This is a genomic window from Novosphingobium sp. NBM11 (assembly GCF_015390225.1).
Lineage (GTDB): Bacteria > Pseudomonadota > Alphaproteobacteria > Sphingomonadales > Sphingomonadaceae > Novosphingobium.
On sequence record NZ_VUOG01000001.1, the window covers coordinates 2,619,066 to 2,636,491 of the forward strand.

The window sequence follows — 17,426 nt, forward strand, 5'->3', positions numbered from 1 at the left end:
GTCCCGAAACGCCGCTTCTCAGACGAAGAACTGGGTCAGCCACTCGCAGATCAGGGCGGGCTTCGACTCGCCTTCGATCTCCACCGTGATTTCCATGGACTGCTGCCACTGGCCGGGGCGCTTTTCCTCGATCTCCAGCAGCTTGAACACGCCGCGCACGCGCTTGCCCGAACGGACGGGGGTGAGGAAGCGGGTGCGGTTGCCGCCATAGTTCACGCCCATCTTGATGCCTTCGGGGCGCGGACAATCGCTGAGCTGTGTCAGCAGCGGGATCAGCGACAGCGTGAGGAAGCCGTGCGCGATCGTGCCGCCGAACGGCGTCAGCTTGGCCTTTTCCTCGTCGACGTGGATGAACTGGAAGTCACCGGTCGCTTCGGCGAACTGGTTGATTCGTTCCTGGCTGACCTCAACCCATTCCGATGTGCCCACGATCGTGCCTGCCAGCGCCTTGATTTCTGTCGCGGGAATGATCCTCGCCATACCGTTGCTCTCCTGCATTCTCTTGTTCCGCCATCATGGACGGACCCTTGCAAAGGTGCAACCGGGCGCAATCCGGTCAGGACGGACGGGCTATTCGGCGGGCGACGCGGGCAAGGGGCGGGTCCAGCCCGGCGTTCGCGCATTGAGCCAGCGCTGGGCCGGCTTTTCGATCAGGCGATAAAGCGTCCACGACGCGATCAGCAGCAGCAGGAGATAGGCAGCCAGTCCCGCCCAGCCGATTTGCAGCGAGGCATCAACGAACAGCAGCTTGAACACCAGGAACAGAAAGGCGTGCGCGAGGTAGGTGGAATAGCTCACCTCTCCCAGCCACACCGCCGCGTGGCTGGAGAGAAAGCGTGCCAGCGGTCCCTTATCATAAATCAGCGCCAGCATCGCGGTGACGATCGCGGGCGGGACGATCGCGGTTTCGGGCCAGCCGGCCACGCTCCCCAGCGCGATCCAGCCCGCCGCGAACAGCGCCCAGGGCCAGGCGCGCGGTGATCGTGCCGCTTGCCAGATCACGCAGGCCAGCGTGCCCAACATGAAGCCGATCAGGCAGCGCCACAGCCCCATGGCGGGGATGTCCGCGCCCAGCGTGCGCAGGCCCCGGTGCGTGAACAGCGCATATTCTCCCGCCAGCAGCAGCGCCGCGATCGCGATCGCCAGGCGACGGCGGCCCATGATCGGCTGGCCCGCCGCGACAATCGCGGGAAACACCAGATAGGCGGCGAATTCGGTGCTGATCGACCAGGCCGGGTGGTTCCAGGCCAGTTCGTGCGTAAAGCCCCAGTTCTGGATCAGCAGCACCTGCAGCGGCAATTCGGCCAGTGGTAGCCCCTCCACGGGGCGCCCGGAAACGGTCAGCGCCGCTCGGAACAACACGAAGCCGCCGAGTATCAACAGGTGCAACGGCCAGATTCGCGCCATCCTTCGCCACAGGAAACGGGCGGCGGCGCGTGGCCCGCCCGACGCCAGTGGAACGGCATAATTGTACCACATGACGAAGCCGGACAGGACGAAGAACAGATCCACCGCCAGATAGCCGCGCGCCAGGACCGCGATGACGCCTGGGGGCAGTATGGACACCAGCGACAAGCGGATATGATAGAGGACCACCAGCCACGCCGCTATCCCGCGCAGGCCGGTCAGCGCGTCGAGATGGCGTGGTCTGCGTTCGCTCGGTTTGTGGAGATGGGGCTCGCTCATCTGGGGGCGCTCAGCGGGGGCTGCCCCGAACTGCCCTGTGTCGCCGCGCGTGCCGGCGCGTTAACCCGTCGAAGCGGACGGAACGTCTCCCGGCTCGGGTCGATCCGCATGGCATAGGCGCGCAGGCCGATCTGCAGCCCGATCAGCATGTACATAAAGGGCTGGAAGGCGATGCCGACGAAGCTGCCGCCGACCATATAGACCAACTGCCCCTGTTGCAGCGCATTGGCCAGAGGCCCGATCCATCGCGCATCGGGCAGGCTCTCCTGCGGGCCACCCCGCTTGGTCCAGCGTGCGCGCACCCGCTCCATCTGCCACAGCCCCAGAAGGTGCAGCGTCAGCCAAAGGCCCAGTCCGGGATAGCCCTGCTCGCCCAGCATCTCGAAGTAGGCCGAATGATAGGCGCGGCCCTTTTCCACGATATCGTTGGTTTCGAGCGCGGCGTTGTTCTTGCCGGCATAGTCGGTGTTGACGGTCTTGTAGCTCACCTCGTTCTGGCGATAGGCTTCGAAGCCTCCGCCGAAGGGGTTGTGCTTGGCGAATTCCCACGTCCATTTCCACACCGCCACGCGGGTGGAGGCGGACTGATCCGATTGGTGATTTTCGATCGTGCTCATGCGATCGGTATAGCTCTTGGGCAGGAATGGCATCGCCACCACGGCCAGTACCCCCGCTGCCGCGAGATAGGTGAAGCGCCGCTTGGTGGTGCGCAGCACGAGCACGCCCAGCAACAGCACGCACAGCAGGCCGGTGCGCGTCTGCGTGCCCACCGGGATCAGCAGGCAGGCAAAGCCGAGCCCCAGGGCATACAGCGTGACCAGCTTTCCCGGTTTGAAGATAGTGCCGTACCGCGCCAGCCAGTAGATCAGCGGCATGATCGCAACCGCCACCATCGACAGCGTGCTGCCTTCGTAAAGGCCGGTGTTATCGTTCACCAGCAGCTTCAGTTCGCCATAGCCGCCGCCGGAGGACAGCGTCTTGATCCCGCCGCCGATCACGATCACGCTGATGGACAGCACCATCACCAATGCCAGCGCCTCGATGCGCAGGCGCGTGCGCAGGGTGAGCGGCAGGAACATCGCGAAGACCAGCGCCTTCCACACCCAGCCCCACTTTTCCGCCGCTTCCACCGGGAAATCGGCGGTGCGGGTGGTCAGCCCGCAATAGACCAGCAGCAGCAGGAGCAGGAACTGGCGGAACGAGAAGCGGATGCCCTGCTTGTTTTCGGCCACCATCCAGGCGCCGAACGCGCAGACGAACGCTATCAGCGAGATCGGGATGTGGGCGAGGAAACCCCAGGTGACCTTCTGCGGCGCGACGATGTCGATATAGGTATAGGCCAGCACCAGCAGGAACGGCCGGCGCATCCCGGCGCCCAGGAAAGCCAGCACGAAGGCGGTAAGGAACAGGTTAAGCACGGCGGCCCCGCTGGCGGCGCAACGTTCCGGGCAGGCGCGGCAAACGGCAGTGCGACAGGGGGGAGGGCGTCAGGGTCATGTCCGCGCGATGATCGTTGCCGGGACCGCGGGCTTAGCGGAACGGGGTTGACGGCGCGTTAAGGCTTGCGTGGCAGGAAAGGGGCATGACCCGCGTTCTGCACGTTCTCGACCACAGCCTGCCGCTGCACAGCGGCTACACCTTTCGCACGCGCGCGATCCTCAAGGCCCAGCAGGCGCAAGGGATCGAGGTGCGCGCGATCACCGGGCAGCGTCACCGCTTGCCGGATGGGCCGCTGGTGGCGGAAGACGGCGCGCCCGAACAGATCGACGGGCTGGAATTCCATCGCACGCCGGGGGAAGCCGAAGGCATCGTGGGGGTGCGCGAATGGCGCGAGGTGGTCGCTCTGGCCAGCCGCATCGAAGCGGTGGCCCGCGCGTGGCGGCCGGACGTGCTGCACGCCCATTCGCCGGCGCTGTGCGGCCTTGCCGCCGTGCGCGCCGGGCGGCGGCTCGGCATTCCGGTGGTCTATGAAATCCGCGCGTTCTGGGAAGACGCCGCCGTGGGCAATGGCACCGGCCGCGAGGGTTCGCCGCGCTACTGGCTGACCCGCCAGCTTGAGAACCGCGTGGTTGCCGGCGCCGATGCGGTGGTGACGATCTGCCGCGGCCTGCTGGAGGATCTGGCGGCGCGGGGCGTTGCGCGCGATCGCCTGTCGATCATGCCCAACGGCGTGGATCTTACCATGTTCGGGCAGGCACAGCCGCGCGATCCGGCGCTGGCCGAAGCGCTGGGGCTGGGCGACGGGCCGGTGATCGGCTTTCTCGGCAGCTTCTATCCCTATGAAGGGCTGGACGATCTGATCGCGGCCATGCCGGCGATCGTCGCGGGGGTGCCGGGAGCCAGGCTGCTGCTGGTCGGCGGCGGCCCGGCGGGCGATGCCTTGCGCGCGCAGGCGGAGGCTTCGTCGGTTGCGGACGCGATCCGCTTCGTCGGCCGCGTGCCGCACGCCGAGGTCGACCGCTATTACGCGCTGGCCGATGTGGTGTGCTATCCGCGCAAGGCGATGCGGCTGACGGACCTTGTCACGCCGCTCAAGCCGCTGGAAGCGATGGCGCAAGGCAAACTGGTTGCCGCGAGCGACGTGGGCGGGCACAGGGAACTGATCGAGGACGGGGTGACCGGCACGCTGTTTCCCGCCGATGATCCCGCCGGGCTGGCGAAGGCAATGATCGCGCAGTTGGGCGACCGGAGCGCATGGCCGGAACGGCGCGCGGTGGCGCGGCGGTTCGTCGAGCGCGAGCACGACTGGGCCGGCAATGTTCGTCGTTATCAAGCTGTTTACCAAAAGGTGATAGCCGGGAAAGGTACAATTGCGGGTGTCGCCGCCTGATGGCGTGGGGCACTTGCCAGGTTTGAACGGATCGATACGCACGTGACCATTCCGCAGGGCAAGCAGGCGAAACGCAAGCAGGCCGCATCGATTTCGGCGCACCGCCTGTTCCCGGTGGTGATGATAGTGTGGTTCGCCGCCTTGCTGGGGCTGACGAGCTTCGTCGTGCCGCCCCGGATGCTGGCGAGCCTGGTCGTGGCGAGCGGACTGCCCAAGGTCCTGCCGGCCGCCGCGCCGCCGCTGGGTTTCACCGCCCGCGTGCTGGTGGCTTTCGCGCTGGCCGTGGTCGGCGGGCTGATCGGCCTCGTCATCGCCGCGCGGTTGCGCAGGGGCAAGGCGGCCAAGCTCGACATGCCGGCGATGCCCGATCGCGACGAGGCGATGGAATCCGGAGCACCCGCCGTGGCGGTCTCCCAACGTGCCGTGAAAATCCGCGCGCGCGACGCGCACCCCGATGCCCCGCCGCGCCGGCCGCTGGTGCTGAGCGAGGAATTGGCGACGGTGCCGGCGCTCGAGGACCCGGAGCCGGGTGGCGAGCTTGAACAGCCCGTGATCGCGGAAGATCGGGGTGCGGAGGTGCCCGTCGACGGTGCGGACTTGTCCCGAACGGCGCTTGAAGCGGCGGACCCGGACGAAGCGGCCGGGCAAGACGACGTGCTTGCGGACGAAGTTGGCGCTCCCGCGCGCCTTGCCGCGCCGATGATCGACGACGGACCGTTTGCGCCGCCGCTGCTTGCGCTGCCTGCCGCGCTGGCGGACGGGCCATCGGCCGATGCGGACCTTGATCTGGCAGGGCTTGAGGCCCCGCCCTGCGAAGGTGATGCGCGGCTGCCGCTGGCCTCCGACACGCAACGTCCCTTTGCGCAGCCCTATCCGACGTTGCCCGCGCCCGGCATTTTCAACGATGCGGCGGAAGCACGCGCGGATGCGCCCGCGATGGATGCCGCGCCGCTGGAATCGCTGGGCCTCGTGCAGCTCATCGAGCGGCTGGCGATGGCGATCGCGGTCCGGCGCGATGAACTGGCCCGACACGCGGAACAGGATCCCCGGGCCGAGGCGGAAGTCGACGCCACGCTGCCGCCTGGTATAGCCACGCACGCCGCGGACGCGGCCGAACAGGGCGTGGAGGACGCGGAAGCAGGCGGGGAGGCGGATGCGCCGCCTTTCCTGGCGATCGTGCCCGGCGAGGCACCGTTGCCCGAACACCGCTATCCCTCGCTGGTCGATATGCCGTCCCCTGCGCCGCGCCGCCATGACGACGCGCCGGTGGATCCGCCGTTTGCCCGCCCCGATACGCCGTTGGCCAGCCGTGGACGGGCCATACCATCGTCTGTGATGGAACCCGCGCCGCCGGCCTTCGCGCCGCCCGCCGGGGCCGTTCCCGCGTTCAGCGATCCCGAAGAGGCCGACCGGGCCTTGCGCGCGGCCCTCGCCACGCTCCAGAGAATGACCGCCAAGGGCTAACCACGTCCGTAATCGGTCCTGAATGTAGCCATTTCGACGGAATCCTGCCCGTTTTGAAGGGTGCAACCGTATTTCCCGCGCGGATCGGCGCGGGAAATGACGCTCGCGGTTGCAAAATAACTTTCCTGCAGTCATGGGGGATATTCGCGCAACTTTCGTCGCCAAGGGGGGCGGCGCGATTCGTGCGATATTTCCAATTCTGGATGTAGGGACGACCTTCGATATGGGATTTCCGCCGGTTCAGGGCCTGTACGATCCGCGTAATGAGCATGACGCCTGTGGTGTGGGCTTTGTTGCCCATATCAAAGGGGCGAAAAGCCACGCGATTATCGAGCAGGCGCTGGAAATTCTGCGAAATCTCGACCATCGCGGCGCGGTGGGCGCCGACCCGTTGCTGGGCGATGGCGCCGGCATCCTGATCCAGTTGCCCGATCAGCTTTTCCGCAAGTGGGCGGCCGCGCAGGGCAAGGAACTGCCCGCGCCGGGCGATTACGCCGTGGCGATGTGCTTCCTGCCGCAGGACGAACCTTCGCGGAACTTCGTGACCGAGTTCTTCGAGAAGTTCATCGCCAAGGAAGGCCAGGAACTGATCGGCTGGCGCGACGTGCCCGTCACGCTCGACGGCCTCGGCAAGACCGTGATCGAATCGATGCCGGTGGTGCGCCAGTGCTTCATCAAGCGCGGCGAGGGCACGCCCGACCAGGACGCGTTCGAGCGCAAGCTGCTGGCGATCCGCAAGCAGACGCAGAACCCGCTTGCCGCCATGGCCGAAAAGCACGGGCTTCCGGGCGTGACGCAACTCTACATGCCGAGCTTTTCGACGCGCACGATCGTCTACAAGGGGCTGCTGCTGGCGAACCAGGTTGGCTCGTTCTATGACGACCTGCGCGATCCGGACTGCGTCTCCGCGCTGGGCCTTGTCCACCAGCGCTTCTCGACCAACACCTTCCCGAGCTGGAAGCTGGCGCATCCCTTCCGCTTCATCGCCCACAATGGCGAGATCAACACGGTTCGCGGCAACGTGAACTGGATGAATGCGCGCCGTCGCACGATGGAATCCGAGCTGCTGGGGCCGGATCTCGACAAGATGTGGCCGCTGATCCCGCACGGGCAGTCCGATACCGCGAGCCTCGACAACGCGCTCGAACTGCTGCTGGCGGGCGGATACAGCCTGGCGCACGCGGTGATGATGCTGGTGCCCGAGGCCTGGGCGGGCAATCCGCTGATGGATTCCAAGCGCCGCGCCTTCTACGAATACCACGCCGCGCTGATGGAGCCGTGGGACGGCCCGGCCGCCGTTGCCTTTACCGACGGCCGCCAGATCGGCGCCACGCTCGACCGCAACGGGCTGCGCCCCGCGCGGTTCTCGATCACCCGCGACGACCTGATCTGCATGGCTTCGGAAAGCGGCGTGCTGCCGTTCCGCGAGGAAGACATCGTGCGCAAGTGGCGGCTCCAGCCCGGTCGCATGTTGTTGATCGACCTGGAAAAGGGCGCGATCATCGAGGACGAGCAGATCAAGGCCGAACTCGCCGGGGCGGAGCCTTACGAGGACTGGCTGGAATCGGCGCAGTACAAGCTCAAGGAGCTTGAAGTGGTCGAACCCGAACTGGCGGCGCTGCCGGTCGAGACGACCAGCCTGCTCGATCGCCAGCAGGCGTTCGGCTACACGCAGGAGGACGTGACCAAGTTCCTCGAACCGATGGCCGTCTATGGCGACGACCCGATCGGTTCGATGGGCACGGACACGCCGATCGCCGTGCTGTCCAGCCGCTCGCGGCTGCTCTACGACTATTTCAAGCAGAACTTCGCGCAAGTCACCAACCCGCCGATCGATCCGATCCGCGAGGAACTGGTGATGAGCCTGGTTTCGATGATCGGCCCGCGCCCGAACCTGCTGGGCCGCGACGCCGGCAGCCACAAGCGGCTCGAAGTCGACCAGCCGATCCTGACCAACGACGATATCGCCAAGATCCGCTCGGTCGAGGCCGCGCTCGACGGCGCGTTCCGCACCGCCACGATCGACACCACCTGGGATGCCGCTGCCGGTGCGCAGGGGCTGGAACTGGCGATCAAGGAAATGTGCTGGGCGGCGACCGAAGCCGTGCTGGCGGACAAGAACATCCTGATCCTGTCCGATCGCGCCCAGTGCGACAGCCGCATCCCGATGCCGGCGCTGCTCGCCACGGCGGCGGTGCACCACCACCTCGTCCGGCAGGGCCTGCGTATGCAGACCGGGCTTGTCGTCGAAACCGGCGAAGCGCGCGAAGTCCACCACTTCTGCGTGCTGGCGGGTTATGGCGCGGAAGCGATCAACCCGTACCTGGCGTTCGAGACGCTGGAAGCGATCCGGGTGGACAAGGAGCTGCCGCTCACCACCAAGGACGTGCAGAAGAACTACATCAAGGCGATCGGCAAGGGCATCCTCAAGGTCATGTCCAAGATGGGCATCTCGACCTATCAGTCCTATTGCGGCGCGCAGATCTTCGACGCGGTGGGCCTCAGCTCCGCCTTCGTGGACAAGTATTTCACCGGTACCGCCACGACGATCGAGGGCGTGGGCATCGAGCAGATCGCCGAGGAAACCGTGCGGCGCCACGCGGCGGCCTATGGCGACAACCCGATCTACCGCAAGATGCTGGACGTGGGCGGCATGTACCAGCTGCGCCTGCGCGGCGAGGAACACGCTTGGACGGCCTCGAACATCGCCAATCTGCAGCACGCCGTGCGCGGCAACATTCCGGACAAGTACAAGGAATTCGCCCAGTCGATCAACGACCAGTCCGAACGGATGCTTACGATCCGCGGGCTGATGGATCTGAAGAAGGCCGATGAGGCTATCGACATTGCCGAGGTCGAGCCGGCGAGCGAGATCGTCAAGCGCTTCGCCACCGGCGCGATGAGCTATGGCTCGATCAGCTGGGAAGCGCACACCACGCTGGCCGTGGCGATGAACCGCATCGGCGGCAAGTCGAACACCGGCGAAGGCGGCGAGGACCCGGCGCGCTTCAAGCCGCTGGCCAACGGCGATTCGATGCGTTCGGCGATCAAGCAGGTCGCGTCGGGCCGCTTCGGCGTGACGGCGGAATACCTCGTCAATGCCGATGACATCCAGATCAAGATGGCGCAGGGCGCGAAGCCCGGCGAAGGCGGCCAGCTGCCCGGCGACAAGGTGGACAAGACCATCGGCAAGACGCGGCACTCCACGCCGGGCGTCGGCCTGATCTCGCCGCCGCCGCACCACGACATCTATTCGATCGAGGATCTGGCGCAGCTGATCCACGATCTCAAGAACGCCAACCAGCGCGCGCGCATTTCGGTCAAGCTCGTGTCCGAAGTGGGCGTGGGCACCGTGGCGGCGGGCGTTTCCAAGGCGCGCGCGGATCACGTGACGATCTCGGGCTACGAAGGCGGCACCGGCGCCTCGCCGCTGACCTCGCTGACCCACGCCGGGTCGCCGTGGGAAATCGGGCTGGCTGAAACGCAACAGACGCTGCTGCTCAACAACCTGCGTTCGCGCATCTGCGTGCAGGCGGACGGCGGCATCCGTACCGGACGCGACGTGGCCATTGCCGCGCTGCTCGGCGCCGACGAGTTCGGCTTCGCTACCGCCCCGCTGATCGCGGCCGGCTGCATCATGATGCGCAAGTGCCACCTCAACACCTGCCCGGTGGGCGTGGCCACGCAGGACCCGGTGCTGCGCGCGCGCTTCACCGGCCAGCCGGAACACGTCATCAACTACTTCTTCTTCGTCGCGGAAGAACTGCGCGCGATCATGGCCGAGATGGGCTTCCGCACCGTCGCGGAAATGGTCGGCCGGGTCGACCGGCTTGATACCAAGAAGGCGGTGGCGCACTGGAAGGCGCAGGGCGTCGACCTGTCGAAGCTGCTGCACCAGGTCGATCCGGTGCCCGGCACCACGCTCAACTGGAGCGGCACGCAGGATCACGGCCTCGAGGCCGCGCTCGACAACGATCTGATCGCCGCCAGCGCGCCCGCGCTGGACACGGGCGAGCCGGTCCGGCTCGAACGCAAGGTGATCAACGTCAACCGCACGGTGGGCGCGATGCTTTCGGGCGAAGTAGCGCGGAAGTATGGCCACAAGGGGCTGCCGGACAACACGATCCAGGTCAGCTTCACGGGCGTTGCCGGCCAGTCCTTCGGCGCGTTCCTGGCCCATGGCGTCACGCTCGATCTCGTGGGCGATGCCAACGACTACGTGGGCAAGGGCCTTTCGGGCGGCCGCGTGATCGTGCGTCAGCCCGCGCACGTCGATCGCGAGCCGACCGAGAACATCATCGTCGGCAACACCGTGCTCTATGGCGCGATCGCGGGCGAGGCCTACTTCAACGGCGTCGCCGGCGAACGCTTCGCCGTGCGCAATTCGGGCGCGATCGCGGTTGTCGAGGGCACCGGGGACCATGGCTGCGAATACATGACCGGTGGCGTGGTGGCCGTGCTTGGCCGGACCGGCCGGAATTTCGCGGCGGGCATGTCGGGCGGCATCGCCTATGTCTATGATCCGGATGGCCAGTTCGAAAAGCTGTGCAACCCGGCGATGGTGGACCTGATCCCCGTTTCGGCCGATCGCGACGAGGACGAGGGGGCCGGTCGTCCGCAGCAGCGCGGGCATGATGTCTATGACTACGGCATGGGCGACATGCTGCGCCACGACGCGGAACGCCTGAAGGTGCTGGTCGAACGCCACCACCTCTACACGGGCAGCAAGCGGGCGCGCGCGATTCTCGACAACTGGGCCGACGAGGTGAAGCGCTTCGTCAAGGTGATGCCGCGCGACTATGCGCGCGCGCTCCGCCAGATGGAGGCCGAGCGCCTCGCCGCCGCCAACGTCGCGGCCGAATAAGAACTAGGGATCAGGGAAACATCATGGGCAAGGCAACCGGCTTTCTCGAGGTCGACCGCAAGGACCGTACCTACGATTCCCCCGCGGAACGGCTGAAGCACTATCGCGAATTCGTGATCCCGCACGATGCGGCGGGGCTGCAGGGGCAGGCTTCGCGCTGCATGAACTGCGGCATTCCGTATTGTCACAACGGCTGTCCGGTGAACAACCAGATCCCGGACTGGAACCACCTGGTCTACGAGAATGACTGGCGCGAGGCGCTCGATAATCTCCATTCGACCAACAACTTCCCGGAATTCACCGGCCGCATCTGCCCCGCCCCGTGCGAGGCGGCCTGCACGCTGAACATCGTGGACCAGCCGGTAACGATCAAGTCGATCGAATGCGCGATCGTCGACAAGGGCTGGAAGGAAGGCTGGATCGAGCCGCAGGTGCCCGCGAAGAAGACGGGCAAGTCGGTCGCCGTCGTCGGCTCCGGCCCGGCTGGCCTCGCCTGCGCGCAGCAGCTGGCCCGCGCCGGCCATTCGGTGACGGTGTTCGAGAAGTCGGACCGCGTCGGCGGGCTGCTCCGCTACGGCATTCCGGACTTCAAGCTGGAAAAGCACGTCATCAACCGCCGCATGGTGCAGATGGAGGCCGAAGGCGTCCAGTTCCGCACCTCGGTCGAAGTGGGCGTGACCGTCTCGGTCGCCTCGCTGAAGGAAAACTTCGACGCGATCGTGATGGCGGGCGGCGCGGAAGACCCGCGCCCGCTCGACATTCCGGGCTTCGAACTGCCCGGCGTGCGCTTCGCCATGGAATTCCTGACGCAGCAGAACAAGCGCAACGCGGGCGACGATGAAATCCGCGCCGCGCCGCGCGGTTCGCTGCTCGCCACCGGCAAGCACGTGGTGGTGATCGGCGGCGGCGATACCGGTTCGGACTGCGTCGGCACGTCGAACCGCCAGGGCGCGCTGTCGGTCACGCAGCTGGAAATCATGCCCCGGCCGCCCGAAAAGGAAGAGAAGGCGCTGAGCTGGCCCAACTGGCCGCTCAAGCTGCGCACCTCGTCCAGCCACGAGGAAGGCTGCGAGCGCGAATTCGCGGTGCTGACCAAGCGGGCGGTGGGCGAAAACGACGTGACCGGGCTGGAATGCGTCCGCGTCGAATGGGTGAACGGCAAGATGCAGGAAGTGCCGGGCAGCGAATTCACGCTGAAGGCGGACCTGATCCTGCTGGCGATGGGCTTCCTCGTCCCGCGCAAGCAGGGCTTGCTGGAACAGGCCGGCGTCGAGCTGGACCCGCGCGGCAACGTCAAGGGCAACGTGGTCGACTACAAGACCAGCGTCGAGAACGTGTTCGCCTGCGGCGATATGCGGCGCGGACAGAGCCTCGTCGTCTGGGCGATTCGCGAAGGCCGCCAGTGCGCGCGTTCGGTGGACGAAGCGCTGATGGGGGTTTCCGAACTGCCGCGCTGATCGGGCCGGTTCTGCGGGACAAGACAGGAAGGGCGCTCCGTGCGGGGCGCCCTTTTCCGTTTCGGCCTCGTCATTGCGAGGGGCGAAGCCCCGCGGCAATCCAGGGGAAGGCCAGAGCAGCATGTGGGGCTCTGGATTGCTTCGCGTACCGCTCGCAATGACGATTCAAGATAACGCTGGCATGCCCCCGGGCGCGCCGCGTCAGCGGAAGGCGCAGGACAGGCCGGCCCACAGGTCGGTCACGCGCGCGCGGGCGCTGGTGCCGTTTACGATGCCGCTGATCGCGCCCACGGTGAACTCGTGGCCCAGTGTGGTGCGTTCCAGCCGGAAGCCGCGCTTTTTGCGCAGCTCGGCGAGGGTCGTGCCGATGCGGATGCCGTCGGTCGTGCCGATGGTTGTGTTCCGGCCGCTCAGCACCCAGCCGCCGAACCGGTCATGCTGGAACAGCAGGCTCACGCCATCCTGCCACTGCGCGAAATCAACAGGCCCGGCGCCGCATTCGCCGTTCGTGCTGGTCCGTGGGGCCGGGCGGAAGCGCAGCGCTTCCAGCACCCGCGCGCGGGGTATGCCGAAGGAGAGGACGATCGGCGCCGCCCCGGCGCGGCGCACCTGCAGCCCGTTCCGGGCAAGGCGCAGGCTGGCCGCCACCTGTGGCGCGGCGGCTGCCAGCCGCGTCGATTCGCTCAGGCGCATCTGGCCCGACAGCATCCGGTACACCGTCACCGCCCAGCGGCTGCCATCGGCGAGCGTCAGCTCGATGCGGTAGTTCATGCCGGCAACGACTTGCTGGCTGGCCGAATCGACGCTTCTGACCGTGCCCCCGCCCGGCAATTGCGATGCCGCGAAATCGGCGGCCTGGCGCACCTGCGGATCGTTGACGCCGGCGGGTGCCCAGCCGCCCGGGATCGCCGGTCCCGGCGGGGGCACCTGTGCGGCGGCAGGCGTCAGCACGGCCGCGCAGAGCGCCGCGTACAGCGCTCCGTACTGCACCAACGACAGTGTCTTGGTCATGATTCAGGCTCCCTCCCGCATCGCGCGGACGGGAAGAGTGACCGGCTGCCGGGGATGCGGCAACCGGATTTGCGTCTGCTTCGGAGGCGATTGCGCGCCCACGTCGGCGGCTCAGGGCTGCCAGTCGATCGCGCCCCGGCCGTGTTGTTCGAGAAAGGCGTTGGCCTGGCTGAAATGGCGGCATCCGAAGAAGCCGGCATGGGCGGACAGCGGGCTGGGGTGGGGCGCTTTGAGGACGAGGTGCGGTCCATTGGCCAGGCCTGGCACGCGCGCCGCCTTCTTCTGCGCATGGCTGCCCCACAGCAGAAACACGGTGGGCACGTCACGCTGCGCGACGGCGGCCACCGCCGCGTCGGTGAAATCCTCCCAGCCTTTGCCGGCGTGCGATCCGGCCTGCCCGGCTTCTACCGTCAGCGCGTTGTTCAGCAGCAGCACGCCCCGCCGCGCCCAGTTTTCGAGATTGCCGTGGGAAGGTCGTGGCAGGCCGAGATCGGCTTCCAGTTCCTTGTAGATGTTCACCAGCGATGGCGGCGGCTTGACGCCCTGCGGCACCGAGAACGACAGGCCGTGCGCCTGGCCGGGGCCGTGGTAGGGGTCCTGCCCCAGAATCACGACCTTCACGTCCTCCAGCTGGGTAAGTTCCAGCGCCCGCAGCCGGGATCCGCGTGGCGGAAAGATCGCCTTTCCGGCCGCCTCTTCGGCGTTGAGGAAGCCGCCCAGCGCCCGCAGCGGGCGGGTGGCGAGAACAGGGGCCAGCGCCGGCTGCCAGCTTTCGGGAAGGGGAGTTGCCATAGGAAAGGCGTTCCTACCGCAACTCGAAACGGGCGCACAAGCCTGCCGGGCGCCAAAGCCAAGGTTGCCGTTTCCCGGCATTCCCAAGGTTGCCGTTTCCCGGCATTCATCGTAGGCGGGGTCCATGGCCGTCTACCTGCATGAAGAAGATTTGCCCGAAGGCGCGCTGGCGCCGGGCATCGTCGCCGTCGATACCGAAACGATGGGGCTGATCACCCCGCGCGATCGGCTGTGCGTGGTCCAGATTTCCGACGGGCAGGGCTACGAGCACCTTGTCCGCTTCCAGGTGGACAGCGCCTACGCCGCGCCGAACCTGAAGGCGGTGCTGGCCGATCCCGCGCGGCTGAAGCTGTTTCACTTCGCCCGGTTCGATCTGGCCGCGATCGAACACTATCTGGGCATTACCGCCGCGCCGGTGTTCTGCACCAAGATCGCGTCCAAGCTGGTCCGGACTTATACCGACCGCCACGGCCTGAAGGATCTGGTGCGCGAATTGCTGGGCAAGGAGATTTCCAAGCAGCAGCAATCGAGCGACTGGGGCGGGGCGGTCCTGTCCGACGCGCAGCAGGAATATGCCGCGTCCGACGTGCGCCACCTCCACGCCATGCACACCATCCTGGCCGAGCGGCTGGCGCGGGAGAAGCGGACCGAGATGGCGCAGGCCTGTTTCGATTTCCTGCCCGCGCGGGCGCGCCTCGATCTGGCCGGCTGGGCCGAGCGGGACATCTTCAGTCACGAATGAGGCTGCGGGGATGACCGTCCAAGCCGAGAAGATTCGCTCGCGCCGCCAACATTTCGCGGCGCCGGGCGGCTTTCATGACCGTCTGGTGCGGTTCCTGGCGGTGGCGCTGCCGGCCGCGATTGGCGTGCTGGCGGCGGTGATGGTGCTGACCCCGCTTTCCCCGCGCGGCGAGATCAGCTTCCTGCTCGATCGCAACAAGGTTTCCATCCTGGAAGATCGTCTGCGTGCCGCCAGCGCGATGTATCGCGGCTTGGACGACGACGGGCGCACGTTCTCGATCACCGCCGGGTCCGCCGTCCAGCATTCGGCGCGGGTTCCCGTGGTGATGATGAACGACCTGACCGCGCGGATGCTGATGGACGACGGGCCGGCGATCCTTTCGGCCAATGCCGGCAACTATGATTTCAGCCGCGAACAGGTGGACGTGGCCGGGCCGGTCAATTTCCAGACGTCGGACGGCTATCGCATGACCGCGAACAACGTGGTGTTCGATGTGCGGGGCAAGAACCTGCACAGCAAGGGGCCGGCGGAAGGCCGCATTCCGGCTGGCACTTTCTCGGCCGACAGGATATTCGCCGACCTCTCCGCGCATACCGTCACGCTGGACGGCCATGCACGTCTTCACATGGAACCGGGCAAGATGCGCAAGCCATGACTGCACCTCGGCAAATGACGTCCCTTCGCGAAACGATCCGTTCCGCCCGGCCTTTCCGGGCGTTCCTGCTGGGCTTTGCCGGGGCCGGCGCCGTCGTCGCGGCCCTTTCCGCGCACGCGGCCTCGCGGGTGAACAGCGATGCGCCCGTCAACTTCGCGGCGGACCGCATCGAACTGCAGGACAAGCAGAACCGCGTGATCCTGACGGGGAACGTCGACATCACGCAAGACGACATGCGGATGCGCTCGGCCCGCACGGTCATGGCCTATACGAATACCGGCGGCGACACCGAGATCCAGCGGATCGACGCGACCGGCGGCGTGGTGGTGACGCAGCGCGACGAAACCGCGCGCGGCGACGTGGCGGTCTATGACGTGAACCGCCGCCTGATCACGATGGTCGGCAACGTGGCGCTGCGGCGTGGCACCGACACGCTCAACGGCGGCCGGCTGGTGATCGACCTCGACAGCGGCCTGTCCAGCGTGGATGGCCGTTCGGGCGGTTCCTCCGTTCCCGGCGTCAACGGTTCCGGCAACGGCGGCGGGCGTATTTCGGGCACGTTCAAGGTGCCCAAGCGCAACGACAGCAAGCAGTAGGGCGTCTACCCGCCGGTTATTCGGGCGGAAGCGGCATTCCCTCGAACCGCGCGATGGCGTGCCGTACGACCTTGTCGAGCGCTTCCTTTGAGAAGAAGCCGCCGGGAATCAGGCAGCGTTCGATAAGCACGCGCCGGAACGCGGCGAAGGTTTCCGGATCGGGCGGTACCGGGTTCTGCCAGAAGGCGTCCAGCCCGCCCCGCGCGGTGAGGTCCGGGATGTCATAGACCGCGTGGCCCAGCGCGACGACGGGGACGCCCATCGCCAGCGCGAAGGTTCCGCTGGTGCTGTTGATGGTCACCATGCCCCGTGCACCGCGCGTGATGGCCACGATGTCTCCGGCGGCCAGGTAATCGATCCGCGCGGCCACGCCATAGCGGTCGCCTAGGTCGTGTGCGGTCTGCTCCCAATCGCGCACTCCGTTGTCCAGCGGATGCTCCTTGATGACCAGGCGCGTATCGGCCGGCGCGTGCCGGGCGAACGAGGCGATGATCAGGTTCAGCGCCTCGGCAATGCCCGCGAAGGGCGAATGCAGCCGGATCTGCGCGTCCGAATCGAGCTGGAGCGGGAACAGGAAATAGGGCTCGGGCGACGCTTCCATGCGTGCGAACAACCGGGCGGCCTGCGCCTCGCGCAGTTTCCGCGCGCGCAGCTTGCGCAGCCAGCCCATGCCTTCCACCAGCGGCGGCCAGGGACGATGGTTGTTCCAGTTGGAATAGTGCCAGCGCGTGAACACGTCTGCGACGTTGTACAGCAAGCCTTCCAGCGCGCGGCGGCGGAACGAGGAGGGCACCTGGCTGTGCTGCGGGACCGGTGGCAGCGCGGCGGCAGTATCGCGATACCACTGCGGATCGCGCGGGAGCGAGGAATGGCCATTGACCCCGCCCAGTTCCAGCGTGACCCAGTCGGGCCGGATATAGCCTTCCTCGAAAACGTGGACCGGCACGTCCAGCGCACGACAGACCCGCGTGGCCGCCATGTGGTGATCGCGGCAATCGCCGAACAGCACCACGTCGGTGATTCGCCTGTCGCGCAGGATGGCTTCCAGCGCGGCGGGCCAGTCCTGCAGGGTGCCGCGATAGTCGATGCCGCCGGGCAGGCGCCAGAACGCGCGGTCGCCGCCGTTGAAATTGACCTTGCAAACCGTATGGCCGGCGCGAAGCAGCCCCTGGCCCAGATGGCGAAACAATGGACCCATCAGGCCTTGCAGCAACAGCACCCGGCGCCGTTCCCCGGTACGCACTATTTCATCGGGCATCGGCAAGTGTTCCGGAACCTCATCCAGACGTCCCTAGCCTGTCTTATTCACCGCGGCGGGTGAGAGGGTTG

At 66.9% G+C, this 17,426-nt stretch carries 13 protein-coding genes; 7 read left to right on the plus strand and 6 right to left on the minus strand.

The genetic code is table 11. The annotated features are described in order from the left end of the window. Positions 1 to 18: 18 nt before the first annotated feature. From F1640_RS12655 to F1640_RS12665, 3 genes are all read right to left on the minus strand, one after another. Complete coding sequence (locus F1640_RS12655; protein WP_125954609.1) at positions 19 to 480, minus strand: MaoC family dehydratase; 462 nt, start codon at positions 478 to 480, stop codon at positions 19 to 21. A 90-nt stretch (positions 481 to 570) separates the two neighbouring features. Next, a complete protein-coding gene (locus F1640_RS12660; RefSeq protein ID WP_194919494.1) occupies positions 571 to 1,686 on the minus strand; it encodes an acyltransferase in 1,116 nt (371 codons plus the stop codon). Further along, positions 1,683 to 3,104: a putative O-glycosylation ligase, exosortase A system-associated gene (locus F1640_RS12665; RefSeq protein WP_124809936.1), complete on the minus strand. Its 1,422-nt coding sequence runs from the start codon at positions 3,102 to 3,104 to the stop codon at positions 1,683 to 1,685. The genes F1640_RS12660 and F1640_RS12665 overlap by 4 nt, the downstream gene beginning before the upstream one ends. Positions 3,105 to 3,268: 164 nt before the next feature. On the opposite strand from F1640_RS12665, the gene F1640_RS12670 reads away from it, so the two are divergent. From F1640_RS12670 to F1640_RS12685, 4 genes are all read left to right on the plus strand, one after another. Then, entirely contained in the window at positions 3,269 to 4,516 is a 1,248-nt protein-coding gene (locus F1640_RS12670) for a TIGR04063 family PEP-CTERM/XrtA system glycosyltransferase (RefSeq protein ID WP_194919496.1), read from the plus strand. A gap of 42 nt (positions 4,517 to 4,558) precedes the next feature. Continuing rightward, positions 4,559 to 5,980 carry a hypothetical protein gene (locus F1640_RS12675; RefSeq protein WP_194919497.1) on the plus strand — a complete coding sequence of 474 codons (1,422 nt, stop codon included), beginning with the start codon at positions 4,559 to 4,561 and terminating at the stop codon, positions 5,978 to 5,980. A 223-nt stretch (positions 5,981 to 6,203) separates the two neighbouring features. Further along, positions 6,204 to 10,844, plus strand: a complete 4,641-nt coding sequence (gene gltB / locus F1640_RS12680) for a glutamate synthase large subunit (protein ID WP_194919499.1) — start codon at positions 6,204 to 6,206, stop codon at positions 10,842 to 10,844. A gap of 23 nt (positions 10,845 to 10,867) precedes the next feature. Further along, positions 10,868 to 12,301, plus strand: a complete 1,434-nt coding sequence (locus tag F1640_RS12685) for a glutamate synthase subunit beta (RefSeq protein ID WP_194919501.1) — start codon at positions 10,868 to 10,870, stop codon at positions 12,299 to 12,301. A 201-nt stretch (positions 12,302 to 12,502) separates the two neighbouring features. Here the strand turns inward: F1640_RS12685 and F1640_RS12690 are convergent, their stop codons facing one another. Both F1640_RS12690 and F1640_RS12695 read right to left on the minus strand, forming a co-directional pair. Beyond that, a complete protein-coding gene (locus F1640_RS12690) occupies positions 12,503 to 13,312 on the minus strand; it encodes a cystatin domain-containing protein (RefSeq protein ID WP_194919503.1) in 810 nt (269 codons plus the stop codon). Positions 13,313 to 13,423: 111 nt separating this feature from the next. Next, the gene (locus tag F1640_RS12695) at positions 13,424 to 14,104 is read right to left on the minus strand and encodes a uracil-DNA glycosylase (RefSeq protein WP_194919505.1); all 681 of its coding nucleotides are present in this window, start codon (positions 14,102 to 14,104) and stop codon (positions 13,424 to 13,426) included. A 124-nt stretch (positions 14,105 to 14,228) separates the two neighbouring features. Here F1640_RS12695 and F1640_RS12700 point away from each other — a divergent pair, with 124 nt between their 5' ends. From F1640_RS12700 to F1640_RS12710, 3 genes are read left to right on the plus strand one after another with little or no spacing between them, the layout of a single operon-like run. Beyond that, a complete protein-coding gene (locus F1640_RS12700) occupies positions 14,229 to 14,846 on the plus strand; it encodes a ribonuclease D (protein WP_194919506.1) in 618 nt (205 codons plus the stop codon). A 10-nt stretch (positions 14,847 to 14,856) separates the two neighbouring features. Beyond that, positions 14,857 to 15,501 carry an LPS export ABC transporter periplasmic protein LptC gene (locus F1640_RS12705; protein WP_124809928.1) on the plus strand — a complete coding sequence of 215 codons (645 nt, stop codon included), beginning with the start codon at positions 14,857 to 14,859 and terminating at the stop codon, positions 15,499 to 15,501. A gap of 14 nt (positions 15,502 to 15,515) precedes the next feature. Beyond that, a complete protein-coding gene (locus F1640_RS12710; RefSeq protein WP_194919508.1) occupies positions 15,516 to 16,097 on the plus strand; it encodes an LptA/OstA family protein in 582 nt (193 codons plus the stop codon). Between the two features lie 16 nt (positions 16,098 to 16,113). Here F1640_RS12710 and F1640_RS12715 read toward each other — a convergent pair whose 3' ends face one another. Beyond that, complete coding sequence (locus F1640_RS12715) at positions 16,114 to 17,355, minus strand: capsule biosynthesis protein (RefSeq protein WP_194919510.1); 1,242 nt, start codon at positions 17,353 to 17,355, stop codon at positions 16,114 to 16,116. Positions 17,356 to 17,426: the final 71 nt, after the last annotated feature.